Source organism: Oxalobacteraceae sp. CFBP 8761, assembly GCA_014841595.1.
Classification (GTDB): domain Bacteria; phylum Pseudomonadota; class Gammaproteobacteria; order Burkholderiales; family Burkholderiaceae_D; genus Telluria.
The window spans coordinates 190,985-208,037 of the sequence record JACYUE010000005.1; the positions used below are offsets into that span (position 1 = coordinate 190,985).

Genomic DNA, 17,053 nt, shown 5'->3' on the forward strand with positions numbered 1-17,053 from the left:
GCCTGCTGTTTGACGTTTACGTTAACGTAACACGCGAGTATGATTGTCGCGCACCCTTTCTCAATTCATCACTCACCACTGTTCACCGCGAGGACGACATGCTGCACCTTCCAGGCCTGACTTTTGACCATGGCGACGATATCGCCGCGCTGCGCGAAGCCGTCCAGCAATTCGCCGCCAGCGAAATCGCGCCGCGCGCGGCCGAGATCGACCGCAGCGACCAGTTCCCGATGGATTTGTGGAAGAAGATGGGCGAACTCGGCCTGCTGGGCATCACAGTGAGCGAGGAATACGGCGGCGCAAACATGGGCTACCTGGCCCACATCGTGGCGATGGAAGAAATCTCGCGTGCTTCGGCCTCGGTCGGCCTGTCCTACGGCGCCCACTCGAACCTGTGCGTCAATCAGATCAAGCGCAACGGCACCGAAGCGCAAAAGCAGCACTACCTGCCCAAGCTGATTTCGGGCGAGCACATCGGCGCACTGGCGATGTCAGAGCCGAACGCCGGGTCGGACGTGGTCAGCATGCGCCTGCGCGCCGAACTCAAGGGCGACCGCTACGTGCTCAATGGCACCAAGATGTGGATTACCAACGGCCCCGATGCCGAGACGCTGGTCGTCTACGCCAAGACCGATCCCGAAGCAGGCGCGCGCGGCATGACCGCCTTCCTGATCGAAAAAGGTTTCAAAGGTTTCTCGATCGCGCAAAAGCTCGACAAGCTGGGCATGCGCGGCTCGCACACGGGCGAACTGGTGTTCCAGGATTGCGAGGTACCCGTCGAGAACGTGCTGGGCGGCGTCGGCAAGGGCGTCAATGTCCTGATGTCGGGCCTGGACTTCGAGCGCACCGTGCTGTCAGGCGGCCCGCTGGGCATCATGTCGGCCTGCATGGACGTGGTGGTGCCGTACATCCACGACCGCAAGCAGTTCGGCCAGGCCATTGGCGAATTCCAGCTCATGCAGGGCAAGATCGCCGACATGTACTCGACCATGATGGCTTGCCGCGCCTATGTGTACGCGGTCGGCCAGGCCTGCGACCGCGCCACGGGCCCGGAGCAGATCCGCGCCCTGCGCAAGGACGCCGCCGGCGCCATCCTGTACAGCGCCGAAAAAGCCACGTGGATGGCCGGCGAAGCGATCCAGACGCTGGGCGGCAACGGCTACATCAATGAATACCCGGTCGGCCGCCTGTGGCGCGACGCCAAGCTGTACGAAATCGGCGCCGGCACCAGCGAGATCCGCCGCATGCTGATCGGCCGCGAGCTGTTCGGCGAGACCATGTAATCCCTTCAGATCCGGAGACCCACACCATGAACGATCCAGTCGTTATCGTCGGCGCCGCGCGCACCCCGATGGGCGCCTTCCAGGGCGATTTTTCCAGCAAAACCGCCAGTGACCTGGGCGCCGTCGCGATCCAGGCCGCCGTGCAGCGCGCCGGCGTCGATCCTGCCGCCGTCGAACACGTCTACTTCGGCAACTGCCTGATGGCGGGCCAGGGCCAGGCCCCGGCGCGCCAGGCGCTGATCAAGGCCGGCCTGCCGATGTCCACCGGCGCCGTGACGCTCTCCAAGATGTGCGGCTCGGCGATGCAGGCGGCGATCTTCGCGCACGACCAGCTGGTGGCCGGCAGCGCCGACGTCGTCGTCGCCGGCGGCATGGAATCGATGACCGGCGCGCCCTACCTGATCCCCAAGGCGCGCGGCGGCTACCGCATCGGCCACGCGCCGATGTTCGACCACATGATGCTCGATGGCCTCGAAGACGCCTACTCGCGCAACGAGAAAACCGGTGAAGGCCGCTCGATGGGCACCTTCGCCGAAGAGTGCGTCGCGAGCTACGGCTTCACGCGCGAAGAGCAGGACAACTTCGCAATTGCCTCGGTCAAGCGCGCGCAGGCGGCCGCTACCGACGGCGGCTTCGATTGGGAAATCGCGCCCGTCACCGTCACCAGCCGCGCTGGCGACACCGTCATCGACAAGGACGAAGGCCCGCTCAAGGCCAAGGTCGACAAGATCCCGTCTTTGAAGCCAGCGTTCAAGAAGGATGGCACCGTCACGGCCGCTTCGTCGTCGTCGATCAACGACGGCGCCGCCGCTCTCGTGATGATGCGCGAATCGACCGCCAAAGAACTGGGCCTGACGCCGATCGCGCGCGTGCTCGGTCACGCCACGCATGCGCAGGAACCGAACCTGTTTACCACCGCCCCGATCGGCGCGATGCAAAAGCTGTTCAAAAAAACCGGCTGGACGGCGGGCGACGTCGACCTGTACGAGATCAACGAAGCCTTTGCTGCGGTGCCGATGGCGGCGATGCGCGACCTGGCCATCCCGCACGAGAAGGTCAATGTGCACGGCGGCGCCTGCGCGCTGGGCCACCCGATCGGCGCCTCGGGCGCGCGCATCGTCGTCACGCTGCTCGGCGCGCTCAAGCGCACCGGAGGCAAGCGCGGTGTGGCGGCGCTGTGCATCGGCGGCGGCGAGGCCACGGCGATGGCGATCGAGCTGGTGTAAGCCCGCCCGCGATGCGCTGCAACGATGAACAAAGCATGCGACTATTGAAGGTCTATCGTTACCAACCCTTCACAAGGAGTACCGCATGCCCACCGTATTGATCGTCGGCGCCTCGCGCGGCATTGGCCATGAAATGGCCGCCCAATATCGCCAGGACGGCTGGCGCGTCATCGCCACCGCACGCAAGCAGGAAGACTGCGATGGCCTCGTCGCGCTGGGCGCCGAAGCGCACCAGCTCGAAGTGCTCGATGCCGCATCGATCGCCGCGCTGGCCTGGCGCCTGGACGACGAAAAGATCGACAGCGCCTGGCTGGTGGCCGGCGTGTATGGCCCGAGTCAGGGGAGCTTTCCGACCGGCCCTGAGTTCGACACCGTCATGCACACCAATGTGCTCTCGGCGATGCGCCTGATCCCGGTGGTCGCGCCCCTGCTGGCCGACTCGAAGGGCAAGCTGGCAGTGCTGTCGTCGCGCATGGGCTCCATCGGCGAGCGCTCGGGCGCCAACGGCACGCTGTACCGCGCCAGCAAGGCTGCGCTCAATTCGGTGCTCAAGGATGCGGCGATCACCTACGGCGCGCAAGGCGTGACCTGCATCGCCTTCCATCCGGGCTGGGTCCAGACCGACATGGGTGGCAGCGGCGCAGCGCTCACCGTGCAGGACAGCGTACGCGATCTGCGCGCCACGCTGGACAAGGTGGACGCGGGCGCCAACGGCAGTTTCCTGAACCACGACGGCGAGCCGATCGCCTGGTAACACACGATAACGAGACCCCATGATCCTGTCCGACGAACACCAGATGATCCGCGACGCCCTGCGCAGCTTTGCCCAGGAGCGCCTGGCCCCCAACGCTGCGCGCTGGGACCGTGAGCACCATTTCCCGCGCGAAGAGCTGGACGAACTGGCGGCGCTGGGGGCCTTCGGCGTGGCGGTGCCGGAGCAGTATGGCGGCGCTGGCCTGGATTATGTGGCGCTCGCGCTGGTACTCGAAGAAATCGCGGCCGGTGATGGCGGCATCTCCACCATCATCTCGGTCAACAACTGCCCCGTGTGCAGCATCGCGATGATGTATGCGAGCGAAGCGCAGAAACAGCAGTGGCTGCGGCCCCTGGCGCAGGGTGAGCTGCTGGGCGCATTCGCGCTGACCGAGCCGCACACCGGCAGCGACGCTGCGGCGCTGCGCACGACCGCAGTGCGCGATGGCGCGCATTACGTCATCAACGGCACCAAGCAGTTCATCACCAGCGGCAAGTACGGCGACGTGGCAATCGTCATGGCCGTCACCGACAAGGCGGCCGGCAAGAAGGGCATCAGCGCGTTCTGGGTGCCCACCAACACGCCCGGCTACATCGTGGCCGGCGTTGAACACAAGATGGGCCAGCACTCGTCGGACACGGCGCAGATCGTGTTCGAGAATTGCCGCATTCCGCTGGAGAACCTGATCGGCGAAGAAGGCATGGGCTACAAGATCGCGCTGTCGGGCCTGGAGGGCGGGCGCATCGGCATCGCGTCCCAGGCGGTCGGCATGGCGCGCGCCGCATACGAGGCCGCGCTGGCGTATGCGAAGGAGCGTGAGAGCTTCGGCAAGGCGATCTTCGAGCACCAGGCGGTGCAGTTCCGCCTGGCCGAGATGGCCATGAAGATCGAGGCTGCGCGCCAGCTGATCCTGCATGCGGCGTCGATGAAGGATGCCGGCCTGCCCTGCCTGAAGGAAGCCGCGATGGCCAAGCTGTTCGCGTCCGAAATGGCCGAGCGCGTGGTGTCCGATGCGATGCAGGTGTTCGGCGGCTACGGCTACGTGGCTGATTTCCCGGTCGAGCGCATCTACCGCGATGTGCGCGTGTGCCAGATCTACGAAGGCACCAGCGACATCCAGAAGATCCTGATCGCCCGCGCGTTGTGAACGGGCCGTTGACCCTGCAGGCGTTGGTGCCGGAACAGCTGCCGCAGCTGTTCATGTACCTCGACGACCAGTTGCAGGAAAACGGCCGCGGCGCCGTGCCGCTGTTCCAGCCCATCTCGCGCGGGCAATCGCGCCTTCCACCCGACAAGGCGGCGTCGTTTGCCGCCAGTTTTACGGTGCCGTTCGGCCAGCCGCGCTGGCGCCGCATGTGGCTCGCGCTCGACGCCCGGGGCGCGATCGCCGGCCACGTCGACCTGCGCGCGCGGCCTGAAATTGCGGCCTACCACCGCGCGCTGCTGGGCATGGGCGTGCACCGCGATCACCGCGGGGCAGGACTGGGCCGCCAGCTGGTCGAGCACGCGCTGGCATGGGCCAGCGTCACGCCGCCACTCGAATGGGTCGATCTGGATGTCCTGTCGGGCAATCTGGCGGCGCGCCGGCTGTACGAGCGCGCCGGGTTCGTCGTCACCGGTGAGGTGCACGACTTGTACCGGATCGATGGCGAGTCGCACGGCTCGGTGACGATGAGCCGGCGCCTTGCGCCACACCCGAGGTAGGGTGGGTAGGTTTCCCGCCCACGCGTTCAACCCACCTGTCACAAGCCCGCACGCTCAACAGCATTACCAGAACATTCTCAGGACACCGCCGCTTCCAGCAGCGTGATCGTCTGCGCCTGCGTATCGAGCCTCGCCCGCACACCCATGGGCAGCGTGAACTGGTTGCGGATATGTCCAATGGAATAGCCGCTCACTGCCGGAATGACCAGCGGATGCAGGTGCAATGCCAGCGTGCGCTCGAGCGTCAGCGATACGTCTTCGTGTTCCGGCCCGCAGTTCTGGCAAATCCCCACCACCAGCGCCGCCGCATTGGCAAAGCCTCCGGCCAGGTCCAATTGCGTCATCCAGCGGTCGATCCGGTACGGCGCCTCGTTGACGTCTTCCAGGAACAGGATACTGTTCTTGATATCGGCCGCATACGGCGTGCCGGCCAGCGCCGCGACCATCGACAGGTTGCCGCCCATGAGCGGCCCCGTGGCCACGCCATGCGTGAAGGTATGGATGCCGAAGTGCGGCGCCTGCGCGGCGCGTTCGGCGTTTTCAGGCGACATCGCAATCGTGTAGGTCGCCTGAGGTTCGGTCAGCACTGCCATCATGTGCTGCGTCGCATAGTCGGTCAGCGTCGACGAGGCCACTGGCCCATGGAACGTCACGAGGCCGGTCTGCTTGAAGATCGCCAGGTGCAGCGCCGTAATGTCCGAATACCCGATCAGGACTTTCGGATTGCGGCGGATCAGCGCGACATCCAGCCCGGACAACAGCGAGATACAGCCCGAGCCACCGCGGATCGGCCAGATCGCCTTGACCTCGGGATCGGCGAACATCGCATGCAGGTCGGCCAGGCGCTGCTGGCTTGATCCCGCGTAGTTGCCGAACACCTCGCGCAGATAGGCGCCAGGTTTAACCCTGAAACCCAGCCCCTCGATATTGCGCACGGCTTTCTCGATGGCGGCATCGTTCGTGTAGCCGCCTGGCGCGATCAGGCCGACGACGTCGCCCCGGCGCAGGCGTGGAGGTTTGATCAGCTTGGGCATGGAACGCGAAGGCACGCGCGCAGCGGCAGCGCCGGACGCGATAGTGGACATGGCAGCGGCGATGGCACCAAAACTGCGGCGGTTGATCTTCATGCGCGGTAGGCAATCCTGAATGAAAAAGGCCCGGGCACAGCTGGGGTCAGGTCTGACATTCAGACACGACCTCAGCCTTAGCCACTTCCAAGGCACAGCTGGGGTCAGGTCTGACATTCAGACACGACCTCAGCCTTAGCCACTTCCAATGGTGTCTTGCACAGTATTAGCTTGGCCCGGTTCCAGCTGGTGCTGACTACCCGATTGTCGAGCTCGTGTCCGAATGTCAGACCTGACCCCCGCTTTTCGCTCAGAAGAATTTGTAGGTTGCCATCATCGTGAATGAACGGCCGCGCGGGTCGGCTACACGCGGCTCCCAGCTGCTGCCGGCGCCCGTGTTGCTGTCGTAGGTGATCGCGAACGGTGGATCTTCGTCCAGGATGTTCTTGATGCCGGCGGTGAGCGTCAGGTTCTTGAAGCCCGTGTAATTTGCGGTCAGGTGGAAGATCGAATAGTCGTCCACCTTGCTGTTGTACTCGGACGGCTTGATGCGGCCGCTGGCCACGCCTGGCAGCACCTGGTCGGTGTAACCCGAGCGGAAGATATTCTGCAGCATGCCGCTCCAGTTGCCGTATTTGTAGGTCACGTAGGCGCTGTGCTTCCACTTCAGGCCCAGGTCGCCGGTGAACAGGAAGCGGCCGATTTCGCTCTCGCCGAATTCGGCGTTCTTCGTGGCGCGCGACTTCTTCTCGAGCAGGCGCGAACCGTCGATGCCGATGCCCCAGATCGAACCGGTGCTGAACTTGCCGGTCATGCGGGCGCCGACTTCGAGGCCGCGCGTGATGCGTTCGCCCGCATTGAGCCAGCGCTGATCGATCTCGGTCAGGTTGCCGGCGGCGTCGCGGATGAACTGGTCCTGGAACAGGCTGTAGTTCGCGATCATGGTCACCGCGTTGAACGAGTCGATCGTGTTTTCCTTGCGGATTTCCCACAGGTCGGCATTGGCCGAGAAGCCGCCGGCCGGCTCGAACACGACGCCCAGGCTGGCCTGCTTGGCTGTCTCCGGGCCCAGCGTGGGCTTGCCGCCGGTGAGAACAACCGGATTGACGGCCTGGCAACCGGCGACTGCGGTGTCGACACGGCCGCTTGGGCAGGTAGCCGGATCGGCCAGGTCCTTGCCGACATACTGGCTCTCGGTCACGCCGTTGAACAGCTGGTTGAACGACGGCGCGCGGAAGCCCTCGTTGTACGAACCGCGGAACATCAGTTGCGGGATCGGCTGGTAGCGGAACGAGACCTTCGGATTGGTCGTCGCGCCAAAGCCCGTGTAATCGTCGCGGCGGATGGCGAACGTCAGCTCCAGCGCCTGCGTGACCGGCACCAGCATCTCGGCATACACGGCCTTGATGTCGCGGCTCACCTTCGGCAGCGCATTGACGTCATCGAACGGCGCATTCAGGATCGCCGGGCGCGCACTGACGGCGCGCAGGTCGCCATTGAACTTGTATTCTTCGCGGCGCAGGTCGGTGCCCAGCGCCATCATCACGGCGCCGGCCGGCAGCTTGAAGATTTCGCCCGACAGCGCGGCGTCGAACTGGGTCAGCGTCGTTTTACCGCCGTACATGACGACACCGGCAGCCGAGGTAGCGCGGATCGCGTCGATCGCGGCCTGACTCTGGGTCTGGCCCGGCAGCAGGAACGGGTTGACGATGCCCGAACCGAGCACATCGCGCAGCGCCACCGTGTAGTTGTAGCCGGTGCCCAGCAGCGATTCCGATTCGCTGTAGGCGCGCGACAGGCCGACGCGGTAATCGTAGCGGTTGCCGAACAGGGTCAGCGGCCCATCGGCGCCCACCAGCACGCGGCTGGCCTTGGTCTCGGTGGTGATCTCGCGGTTGCCGCACTCCATGCAGCGCCAGCGGTACGCGATCGGCAAGCCGTAGTTGGCCGAGATGCCGGGGAAGGTCTTGACCAGTGCGTTGTAGACGTCGTTGTAAGCCGCGCCCGTGCTTGGGTAGAACGAGCTCGGACCGAAGGTCGACGCCGATGGCGAAATCTGGTTCGGCGAGAAGCGCTTGGAGACTTCGACGCGCGACGCGACGCCTTCGGCGAACAGCTCGTGCTCACCGATGCGGAAGGTGGCGCGGCCCAGCGCGTTGGTGTTCTTGACCGGCTGCTGCAGCACCGCTGCGCGGCCCGTATCCCAGGCGCAGCCATAGGCGGCGCCCGGCGTGTCCCACAGTTTTTCGTCGTACGCGCCCATGCCGTCGATGCTGTCGCACCCGGCGCCGCCTGGCAGGTCGAGCAGGCTGATGCCGTTGTAGGCAACGCTGCTGCCCGGCAGGGTCGGGCCAGTGCCGGTACGCGAGAGCAGCGTTGGCGCCAGCGTCGTGGCGAAGATATTGCCGCTCGGCGTACCGCGCGTATCGACCGACACGCCGCGGTTCGGCTGGAAGGTGTTGACGAAATCGCGCTGGTTGCCGCGCAGCGCCTTGTTCTCGCTGTGGGACAGCGTCGCCAGCACGTTCCAGCCCTGCGTATCGAGGTCGCCCCAGCCGCCGGTGAGGCTGGCGCGGCCGATTTCGCCGCCGCTTGCCTCGGCCACGTCGGTGAAGGCTTGCGCTTCCAGGCCCTTGTAGTTCTTGCGCAGGATGAAGTTGATCACGCCGCCGATGGCGTCGGTGCCGTACACGGCCGACGCGCCATCCTTGAGCACTTCGACGCGCTCGACCGCCGCCATCGGGATCGAATTCAGGTCGACCGCCGAGCCTTTCATGCCGTGCGTGGCGACGCGCCGGCCATTGAGCAGCACCAGCGTCGAATCGGAACCCTGGCCGCGCAGGTTGGCGCTGGACGCGCCGTTGTTGCCGCGCTGGGCGCCCGACGTGACGTCGGCATTCGAGGCCAGATTGTCCGAGCCATTGCCATTGATGTTCAGCGTGGCGATGAGTTGCTCGGCCGTCACGATGCCCTGGTCTTCGATCTGCTTGCGCGAAATGATTTCAACCGGCAGCGCGCCCTCCTTGGCGATACGCTTGATGCTCGAGCCGGTGATTTCCACCCGCTGCATCGACGTGTCGGTTTGCGCTTGCGCCACGAGCGGCATGGCAGCAGGGGCGACCGCCCCCATCAAGGCGATCAGCTGGGCCAGTTTCTTCAATTTCACGATGTTTCTCCTTGCGTTCCGGGGCGGTCGTCGGCCGGCGCGTGCATTGCATCGCGCCGGCCTGCGTGTCGCATGCCAAGTTGATTCTTGGCATTACGTTATGTTTTCAATTCAGAGTACGCTCACAATTTTGTGACAAGCCAATGAATTATCCGGAGGGGAGTATAACCAGCGGGAATATTTTCTTGCGGAAAAATTAACGGAATCTATCGCGTGCCCCTGACCGAGCGTGCCCTTTGCGCAACATCGATATCGAGGTAGCGCCAGTTCGTGAATTCGACGGGATGGCGTTTGTAGTTTTTCAACCACGGATGCCGCAAATCGCCCGATAAAACATGGGTCAAAGGCACCCATGGGTTGTACGCGTGGAGCAGCTGGTTCATCTCAAAATAGAGTGTGTTCCGCTCTGCACCATCCTGCAGCAAGCGTGCTTTTTCATAGCGCACATTGTATTGAGGCAGGTTGAAACGCGCGTAGTTCGCGCGGCCTGCATTCGGCCCGTACAACAGCTGATAAAAGTTGTCGCCGTCGGGGAAATCGGCGATCCAGTTACTCTCGAACATTTGCACCGTTCCGAGGCGCGAGGCCTTGATGATCTCCGTTTTCTTGTCGGACTTGAACACGACGCGCACACCGATGGCATTCAGGCATTTTCGCCACAGTTCATCGCGCAGGCGCCCGCCCACGGTCGCTTCGCTGTGCATCGTCAAGGTCAGCGGTTTGCCATCGGGCGCGCGCCGAAAACCGTCCGGGTCGCGCCCGTCGTAGCCATGGCGGTCGAGCAAGGCATTGGCCAGCGCCGGGTTGTACGGCACCGGACTGCGGTAGCGCGGATCGTAACCGCGCACATTCGGCGGCAGCGGCGACTCGGCCTTGATCGCAAACCCTTTTTTCAGTAGCGCAATGTCTTCGGCGCTGTTGTACGCCATCGAGATTGCACGCCGCAATGCAATGCGGTCCTTGCTGTAGCCGCCCACGACCGGGTCGGTCATGTTCATCCACATATAGTAGGTCTGCAATACCGGAAAGCGCGACAGCACGATCCCGCGCGCCGCCAGGTCGGGCTTCAAGGCGCCGTCCTGCACGACCATCTCGGTCATCGATTCGGGAATCTGCTCCAGGTAATCGTAGTCGGCATTCAAAAAGCCCAGCATGCGGCCCTGGAATTCCTCGGCGATGCGCACCTCGACCCGGTCTACGCGCGGCAGGCGCTTGCCTTCCAGTGCGGCGGCAATCGCCCGGTCTTGCGGGTCGTCGCCCGGCGTGGCCGCGAACACGGCGGTGGAATCCGGATTGGCCAGCAGCACGATACGGTCGCTGCGCTTCCACTGCCCCAGCATGAACGGCCCGGTGCCGATCGGGTGATTGCCCGCCTGGCCCGGATACGCTTCGATCACTTCGCGCGCCACCACGCTGCTGGCCGCCGTCGCCAGATAGAACAGGAAGTTGTTGTCAGGCGCGGCCAGCTGGATACGCAGCGTGTAGCGGTCCGGCGCCTGCAGGCCGGCCACCGGCACATCCGGGCCGAAGCGCGCGCGCAGCGCGGCGTCGCCTGCGATCTTGCCTTCGAACATATAGGCCCAGGGCGACTTGAGCGCCGGATCATATAAACGCTTGAGGCTGTAGACATAGTCGGCCGCCGTGACTTCGCGCTTGCGGCCCTTGAACGCGGGGTCGGGCGTGAAGTGGATGCCGGGGCGGATGCGGAAGGTGTAGGTCAGGCCGTCGCTGCTGACGGTCGGCATGGCCGTGGCCGTGTTGGGGCGCAGCGTGGCCGGGCGCGCCAGGTAGTCGTAGCGCAGCAGCGGATCGAACAGGTTTTCCAGCAGCGACAGCGTGGCGTTGTCGGACGCGACCGCCGGGTCGAGTCCGGTCTCGCTCGTGGAGAGGAACATGTGCAGGACCTTGTCCTGCTCCTGTGCCTGCGCCTGCACGACCGGGCATGACAGGAGCAATGACAGCGACAGCAGCGCAGCAGCGGCGGAGCGAAATTTCATGACGGCAGATCCTTTGGGGCATCTCATACAGCGTGCCGTATCATAGGCGCGCCGCGCCCTGGCAAGCAACGCTCATAACTTTTGCGCATGGCGCGGCTGCATTCTTTCATCCAAGCAGCTTGCCCTTGGCCCCTGGGCGCTGCACAATCGTCCGAACCCGGCGGCAACGCTTCGATCAGCACCGATCAGCACCTCTCAGCATTTACTGGTTATCGATGGCACTCAATTACATCTGGACAGGCTTCTTCCTCGTCGGCTTCCTCGCAGCAATGGCGCAGTGGCTCTTCCTCGGCGACACCGAAATCTTCAAGCGCATCATCGACGGCACCTTCGATTCAGCCAAGATGGCCGTGATGGACATCGCCCTGCCGCTGGCCGGTGTCATGACGTTCTGGCTCGGGATCATGAATGTCGGTGAAAAGGCGGGCGCGATCAACCTGTTCGCGCGCGTGATCGGCCCGTTCTTTTCGCGCATCTTCCCCGGTGTGCCGCGCAACCACCCGGCCAACGGCCACATGGTGATGAACTTCTCGGCCAATATGCTGGGCCTCGACAACGCTGCCACGCCGTTCGGCCTGAAGGCCATGGAAAGCCTGCAGTCGCTCAACCCCAACAAGGATGAAGCGACCGATGCGCAGCTGATGTTCCTGGTGATCCAGACCTCGGGCCTGACGATTATTCCGCTGGCAGTGATGGCCCAGCGCGCGGTGCTGGGCGCGGCCAACCCGGCCGACATCTTCATCCCGACCCTGATCGCGACCTACACCGCCACCATCTTCAGCATCATCATGGTCGGCCTGCGCCAGCGCATCAACCTGTTCGACCCGGTGATCTTCGCCTGGATCGGCGGTACCGCGGCGCTGATCGCGTCGATGGTCCTCTCCTTCACCTACTTCCTCGACAAGACGCAGATCCAGCTGGTGTCGTCGGTTGCCGCCAACCTGGTGCTGTTCGGCGTCATTGCGGCCTTCATGACCGGGGCGCTGCGCAAGAAGGTCAATGTGTTCGAAGCCTTCATCGAAGGCGCCAAGGGCGGCGTCGAAACGTCCATCAAGATCATCCCCTACCTGGTCGGCATGATCGTGGCGATCAGCGTGGTGCGCAACTCGGGCATCCTGGGCATGGTCACGAGCGGCTTCGCGTGGGTGTTTGCCGCGCTGGGCCTGCAGACCGATTTCGTCGGCGCGCTGCCGACCGCGCTCATGAAATCGCTCTCGGGCAGCGGCGCGCGCGCCATGATGATCGATGCGATCAAGACCTATGGCGTGGATTCGTTCGTCGGCCGCCTGGCCAGCATCATGCAGGGCGCGTCGGACACCACGTTCTACATCATCGCGCTGTATTTCGGCTCGGTCGGCATCCGCAAGACGCGCTATGCAGTCAGCTATGGCCTGCTGGCCGATCTGGTCGGCATCATCGCCGCGATCTTCGTCGCCTATCTCTTCTTCGGTTAAGGATTCACGCATGTTCAAACGCGCCACCCTCGTCCTGTCGCTGCTGTGCGCCACGTCGCTCGCCCAGGCCCAGCTACCGGCGCCGGTGGCGCAGCTGATGCAGCAAAGCGGCATCGCAGCCAGCGAAGTGGGCCTGCTCGTGCTGCGCGGCGACGCGGCCGTGCTGTCGCACCAGGCAGCGCTGCCGATGCAGCCGGCGTCCACGATCAAGCTGGTGACGACGCTGATCGGCCTCGAGCGGCTTGGCCCCACGTTCCGCGGCCGCACCGAACTGCGGACGACCGGGGATGTGAAAGACGGTGTGCTGCGCGGCAGCCTGTACGTCAAGGGCGGCGCCGATGCGGACCTGGCTGGCGAACACCTCGAAGCCATGCTGCGCGCGCTGCGCTACCAGGGCATCGAGCGCATCGAGGGCGACCTGGTGCTCGATCGCAGCCTGTTCCAGCCGGCGCGGCCGGATGTCGGCCTGCCGCCGTTCGACGAGTCGCCCGACGCGTATTACAACGTGATTCCCGACGCCCTCCTCCTCAACAAGAACATGCTGCAGCTCGACATGCGCGCGACCGGCGCCACCCTGCAACTGCGCATGTACCCGGAGCTCGAACGTGTCTCGGTCACGTCGGCGATGACGCTGGTCGAGCGCGATTGCGCGAAGTGGGAAGACGGCTGGCAGCTGCCCGAGACGCGGCGCGCGCCGGATGGCCGCATCGAGGTGGTCTTGCGCGGCACCTTCCCAAAGAACTGCAACCGCAGCTACAGCGTCAATGTGCTCGACCGCGACGATTACGTGGGCCGCTTCGTGCGCCGCGCCTGGACCGATCTGGGCGGCACGCTCAGCGGCCGCACGATCACCGGCGCCACGCCACTCGATGCGCGCGTGCTGGCCGCGCACGCCGCGCGCGCCTTGCCGGAACTGGTCCGCGACATCAACAAAACATCCGACAACACGCTGGCACGCCTGCTGTTTCTGAGCCTGGGCAGTCTGCAGGGCGATCCGGTCGACGGCAGCCTGGCGCTGCCGTCCGGCGAGGTCACCACCTTCGCACGCGCCGATGCCGCGGTGCGCGACTGGCTGCGCGCGCAGCGCATCGACGACACCGGGTTCGTGATCGACAACGGCTCGGGCCTGTCGCGCACCGAGCGCATCAGCGCGCAGCAGATGGGCAGCCTGCTGCAGGCGGGCTTGAAGAGTCCATGGGCGCCCGAATTTCAGGCCAGCCTGCCGATCGGCGCGGTCGATGGCACCATGCGCCGGCGCTTGGCCGGCACGCCGGCCGCCGGGCGCGCGCGCCTGAAAACGGGCACGCTGCGCAACGTCACGGCAGTGGCGGGCTACGTACCGGATGCGAATGGCAATCTGTGCGTGGTGGTGGCGATGGTCAACAGCGAACGGGCCAGCGACGGGCGCGGGCGAGCGGTACTGGATGCACTGGTCGACTGGGTCGCGCGATCGGGAACGACCCAGGCAGTAGCGACGCAACGTTGATATAAACTGACACGGGATTGAACCGGGTTACCTTGCAAAACCAACAAAGTAATTAATGAACTGATACATTTTGTTAGTTTCAAGTAAGAAAACCTTGTCACAATAGTCATTTGTCCGACGCCGTTACCGGTGATCGGTCCGGCCGGCGCCGACGCCGGATCATCCCGTCCTGTCCGACTACCGCCGAATGATGAATCGTGTGTCGCAGGCATCATCACCTGCCGCACTGTTCATCGCATGCACATCCATTACCTGACCGGCGAATTCGCGCGCAGCGCCAGCGAAACTGCGTTCCTTTCCAGCCAGATCGAACGCACACGGGGCATGCTCGGCTTCACGCTGGTGTTCTGCGTCGTGTTCTTCCTGTGCTTTTTCGTGACGGATATCGCGGTGCTGGGCCTGGATGCAGCAGTGCGCGACACGCTGCCGGCACGCCTGCTGGTCGCGGCCAGCGCCGGCACCTGCGCCTGGCTGGCCTACCGCCGCCCCCTGTCGATCCGGGCCATGCGCCTGGCGGCGTCGCTGTCCGAAGGCATTGCGCTGTGCTGCTTCATGGTGGTGGCGCTGGCGCGGCCGTACGAGGTGCACTGGCATGCGATGTCGATGCTGATCATCCTGGTGGTGATCTACCTGTACATCCCGAACCGCCTTGTCTACTCGACCGCGCTCGGTACCGGCGCCACGATCGTCTTTCTGGCGCTGGTCACGTTCGTGCTGCCGCCAAGGCCCGTGTCGGACCTGCTCACGATGGGCATGCTGCTCACGATGATCAACACGTTCGGCATTCTGGCGGCGCGCCGCTACAACCGGGTGGCGCGCGAACAGTTCCGGCTGGAGCTGACACTCAAGCAGATCGCCCAGCGCGACCAGCTCACCTGCTGCTACAACCGCCACTACCTGCACGATCATCTGCTGGGGCATGAGCTGCAAAGCGCCCGCCATCACCGGCATCCGGTGTCGGTCATCCTGTGCGACATCGATCACTTCAAGCGCATCAACGATACCTTCGGCCACCACGAGGGCGATGTCGTGATCCGCACCTTTGCCGGCCTGCTGCACAAGATGGCGCGCAGCGGCGTCGATGCCGTGGTGCGCTACGGCGGCGAGGAATTCCTGCTGGTCTTGCCCGCCACCGACCTGGCGCAAGGGGCGAAGCTGGCCGAGGACCTGCGCGCGGCGTTTGCGGCCAACCGGGTCGCGCCGGATGCCGATGGCCCCGGGTTGCAGACCACCGCCAGCTTCGGCCTGGCCACGTACGATTTCGCCCGCGACGACGGCCACATCACCTTGCCCGACCTGATCCTGACCGCCGACAAGCTGCTGTACGCGGCCAAGCACAATGGCCGCAACCGGGTCGAAGCGATTGCGATGAACTGACGGCTACAGCACGCGCTGGAAGGTGCGCCGCACCCGATCGCGGTCGCCGCAATCGAAGTGCCACCATTCGGTTTTGATGCCCAAAAAGCCTGCCGCCAGCATCGCCTTGCGCAGCAGGCGCCGGTTGGCCACCTGCGCTTCGGTGAGGCGACCGGCCAGCACAAACCCTTCTTCGAGCGCCGGATGCGACAGCTCGGTCATGTCGTCGAAACCGGTGCCCATGTCCAGCTCATGGCCGGCCGCGTCCACCAGCGTCAGGTCCAGCGCCATGCCGTACGAATGGATCGAGCCGCGCGCCGGATCGGCCAGGTACAGGCGCAGATCGGTGCCCTCGAGCGCATCCCACAACTGCTGCTGGACGCGCTGCGGCCGCAGTGCATCGAGCACCAGCACCGTCAGGTCGGGCCGGCGTTCAGCCAGCCACGCCACCACGCGCTCGAGCGCTGCGGCTGCCTGCACATGCAGCCAGGCGCAATCGAACGGCGAATACAGATCGCGCCCGACGAAGTTGTTGGTGGTGGCGTAGCGCAGGTCGACCCGGATGCCGGCAATGCTGTCCAGATGCCGGAACGCCGGGCTGGCGGCAATGTCTTCGCTGGCGATGAACGCGTGCATGGTGCTGAAGAATCCTAGGCTGGTTCGAGACAGGCGCGCGCGGTCGCGCCGATGCAGTTGGCCAGCTCGCGCGCGCCGTGCGACAGCGGCGCGTGGCTGGCCGTGAGCAGGTACAGGTGCACGGGAATCGACGGCGACCACTGGCGGCACTGCACCTGGTTCGCCGCGGCCGATGCGGCCGTGAACGGATCGACCACCGCAGTGCCGGCGCCGGCTTCAACCAGCGAGCGGGCGATCTGGTACGTCTGCACCACGGTGCGAAACACCGGTTGCACGCCCTGCGCTTCGCAGGCTGCCATCACCATCTCACCCAGCGGATCGCGGTCGGCCATGCCGATCAGTTCACCCGTCAAGCCGTCGGCCGCGATCGGCGTGCGGCATTCGGCGTCACTCCAGGTGCCGCGCGGCGCCATCACCGTCAGCAGGCCATGCGCGATCGGCTCGGCCACGATGCCGGGATGGCGCGGATCCTGCAACGACAGGCCCACATCGGCTTCGCCCAGGCGCAGTGCATTGACGATTTCGCTCGTGTGGTGCGTTGCCAGCTCGCACCGTGTTTCAGGGAACGCGCGGCGCCAGGCGGTCATCCCGGCCGGCAGCACGCTGACCGCAATGGTCGGCGTGGACACCAGGCGCACGGTTTCCACCGCCCGGCCCTTCAGGCTCGCGGCCAGACGGCGGATGCCCTGCAGGTCGCGATGAAGCTTTTCCGTTTCGATGAACAGGCGGTGCGCTTCCGGCTTGGGATACAGCTTGCCGCGCACGCGCTCGAACAGCGGCATGCCCAGTTGCAGCTCGGCGTGCTGCAGCACCTTGGTCACGGCCGGCTGCGAGATATGCAGCACCTGGGCGGCGCCACTGATGGTGCCGACCTGCATGATGGCGTGGAATACTTCGATATGGCGCAGACGCATCGCTTATCCC

13 protein-coding genes are annotated in these 17,053 nt (G+C 65.0%); 8 read left to right on the forward strand and 5 right to left on the reverse strand.

All coding sequences use genetic code 11. From position 1 onward, the window contains the following. Positions 1-98 precede the first annotated feature (98 nt). From IFU00_21955 to IFU00_21975, 5 genes are all read left to right on the forward strand, one after another. Positions 99-1,283: an isovaleryl-CoA dehydrogenase gene (locus tag IFU00_21955; GenBank protein ID MBD8544946.1), complete on the forward strand. Its 1,185-nt coding sequence runs from the start codon at positions 99-101 to the stop codon at positions 1,281-1,283. Between the two features lie 26 nt (positions 1,284-1,309). Beyond that, a complete protein-coding gene (locus IFU00_21960) occupies positions 1,310-2,509 on the forward strand; it encodes an acetyl-CoA C-acyltransferase (protein ID MBD8544947.1) in 1,200 nt (399 codons plus the stop codon). Between the two features lie 85 nt (positions 2,510-2,594). Further along, the gene (locus IFU00_21965; GenBank protein ID MBD8544948.1) at positions 2,595-3,263 is read left to right on the forward strand and encodes an SDR family oxidoreductase; all 669 of its coding nucleotides are present in this window, start codon (positions 2,595-2,597) and stop codon (positions 3,261-3,263) included. 19 nt (positions 3,264-3,282) lie between these two features. After that, the gene (locus tag IFU00_21970; protein MBD8544949.1) at positions 3,283-4,410 is read left to right on the forward strand and encodes an acyl-CoA dehydrogenase family protein; all 1,128 of its coding nucleotides are present in this window, start codon (positions 3,283-3,285) and stop codon (positions 4,408-4,410) included. Beyond that, complete coding sequence (locus IFU00_21975; GenBank protein MBD8544950.1) at positions 4,407-4,967, forward strand: GNAT family N-acetyltransferase; 561 nt, start codon at positions 4,407-4,409, stop codon at positions 4,965-4,967. Before IFU00_21970 ends, IFU00_21975 begins: the two co-directional genes overlap by 4 nt. Positions 4,968-5,044: 77 nt before the next feature. On the opposite strand, the gene IFU00_21980 is transcribed toward IFU00_21975, so the two are convergent. From IFU00_21980 to IFU00_21990, 3 genes are all read right to left on the reverse strand, one after another. Beyond that, complete coding sequence (locus tag IFU00_21980) at positions 5,045-6,094, reverse strand: LD-carboxypeptidase (GenBank protein ID MBD8544951.1); 1,050 nt, start codon at positions 6,092-6,094, stop codon at positions 5,045-5,047. 250 nt (positions 6,095-6,344) lie between these two features. Beyond that, entirely contained in the window at positions 6,345-9,200 is a 2,856-nt protein-coding gene (locus IFU00_21985; GenBank protein ID MBD8544952.1) for a TonB-dependent receptor, read from the reverse strand. Positions 9,201-9,406: 206 nt separating this feature from the next. Beyond that, positions 9,407-11,197, reverse strand: coding sequence for a heme-binding protein (locus IFU00_21990; GenBank protein MBD8544953.1), 1,791 nt, complete (start codon positions 11,195-11,197; stop codon positions 9,407-9,409). 215 nt (positions 11,198-11,412) lie between these two features. On the opposite strand from IFU00_21990, the gene IFU00_21995 reads away from it, so the two are divergent. The 3 genes from IFU00_21995 (at position 11,413) to IFU00_22005 (ending at position 15,514) form a co-directional block, all read left to right on the forward strand. After that, positions 11,413-12,651 (forward strand): hypothetical protein, encoded by a 1,239-nt coding sequence (locus IFU00_21995; protein ID MBD8544954.1) that lies wholly within the window; start codon positions 11,413-11,415, stop codon positions 12,649-12,651. Between the two features lie 10 nt (positions 12,652-12,661). Continuing rightward, positions 12,662-14,137: a D-alanyl-D-alanine carboxypeptidase/D-alanyl-D-alanine-endopeptidase gene (gene dacB / locus IFU00_22000; protein ID MBD8544955.1), complete on the forward strand. Its 1,476-nt coding sequence runs from the start codon at positions 12,662-12,664 to the stop codon at positions 14,135-14,137. Between the two features lie 237 nt (positions 14,138-14,374). Next, a complete protein-coding gene (locus tag IFU00_22005) occupies positions 14,375-15,514 on the forward strand; it encodes a GGDEF domain-containing protein (protein ID MBD8544956.1) in 1,140 nt (379 codons plus the stop codon). Positions 15,515-15,517: 3 nt separating this feature from the next. On the opposite strand, the gene IFU00_22010 is transcribed toward IFU00_22005, so the two are convergent. Both IFU00_22010 and IFU00_22015 read right to left on the reverse strand, forming a co-directional pair. Then, positions 15,518-16,129, reverse strand: coding sequence for a M15 family metallopeptidase (locus IFU00_22010; GenBank protein ID MBD8544957.1), 612 nt, complete (start codon positions 16,127-16,129; stop codon positions 15,518-15,520). 14 nt (positions 16,130-16,143) lie between these two features. Then, positions 16,144-17,043 (reverse strand): LysR family transcriptional regulator, encoded by a 900-nt coding sequence (locus IFU00_22015; protein MBD8544958.1) that lies wholly within the window; start codon positions 17,041-17,043, stop codon positions 16,144-16,146. Between the last annotated feature and the right edge of the window lie 10 nt (positions 17,044-17,053).

Excerpts from the sequence above, each read along its gene's own strand:
- IFU00_22005 (MBD8544956.1), top strand. The coding sequence starts at position 14,375 with ATGCACATCCATTACCTGACCGGCGAATTCGCGCGCAGCGCCAGCGAA.
- dacB (MBD8544955.1), top strand. The coding sequence starts at position 12,662 with ATGTTCAAACGCGCCACCCTCGTCCTGTCGCTGCTGTGCGCCACGTCG.
- IFU00_21955 (MBD8544946.1), top strand. The coding sequence starts at position 99 with ATGCTGCACCTTCCAGGCCTGACTTTTGACCATGGCGACGATATCGCC.
- IFU00_22010 (MBD8544957.1), bottom strand. The coding sequence starts at position 16,129 with ATGCACGCGTTCATCGCCAGCGAAGACATTGCCGCCAGCCCGGCGTTC.
- IFU00_21990 (MBD8544953.1), bottom strand. The coding sequence starts at position 11,197 with ATGAAATTTCGCTCCGCCGCTGCTGCGCTGCTGTCGCTGTCATTGCTC.
- IFU00_21960 (MBD8544947.1), top strand. The coding sequence starts at position 1,310 with ATGAACGATCCAGTCGTTATCGTCGGCGCCGCGCGCACCCCGATGGGC.
- IFU00_21965 (MBD8544948.1), top strand. The coding sequence starts at position 2,595 with ATGCCCACCGTATTGATCGTCGGCGCCTCGCGCGGCATTGGCCATGAA.
- IFU00_21995 (MBD8544954.1), top strand. The coding sequence starts at position 11,413 with ATGGCACTCAATTACATCTGGACAGGCTTCTTCCTCGTCGGCTTCCTC.
- IFU00_21980 (MBD8544951.1), bottom strand. The coding sequence starts at position 6,094 with ATGAAGATCAACCGCCGCAGTTTTGGTGCCATCGCCGCTGCCATGTCC.
- IFU00_22015 (MBD8544958.1), bottom strand. The coding sequence starts at position 17,043 with ATGCGTCTGCGCCATATCGAAGTATTCCACGCCATCATGCAGGTCGGC.
- IFU00_21970 (MBD8544949.1), top strand. The coding sequence starts at position 3,283 with ATGATCCTGTCCGACGAACACCAGATGATCCGCGACGCCCTGCGCAGC.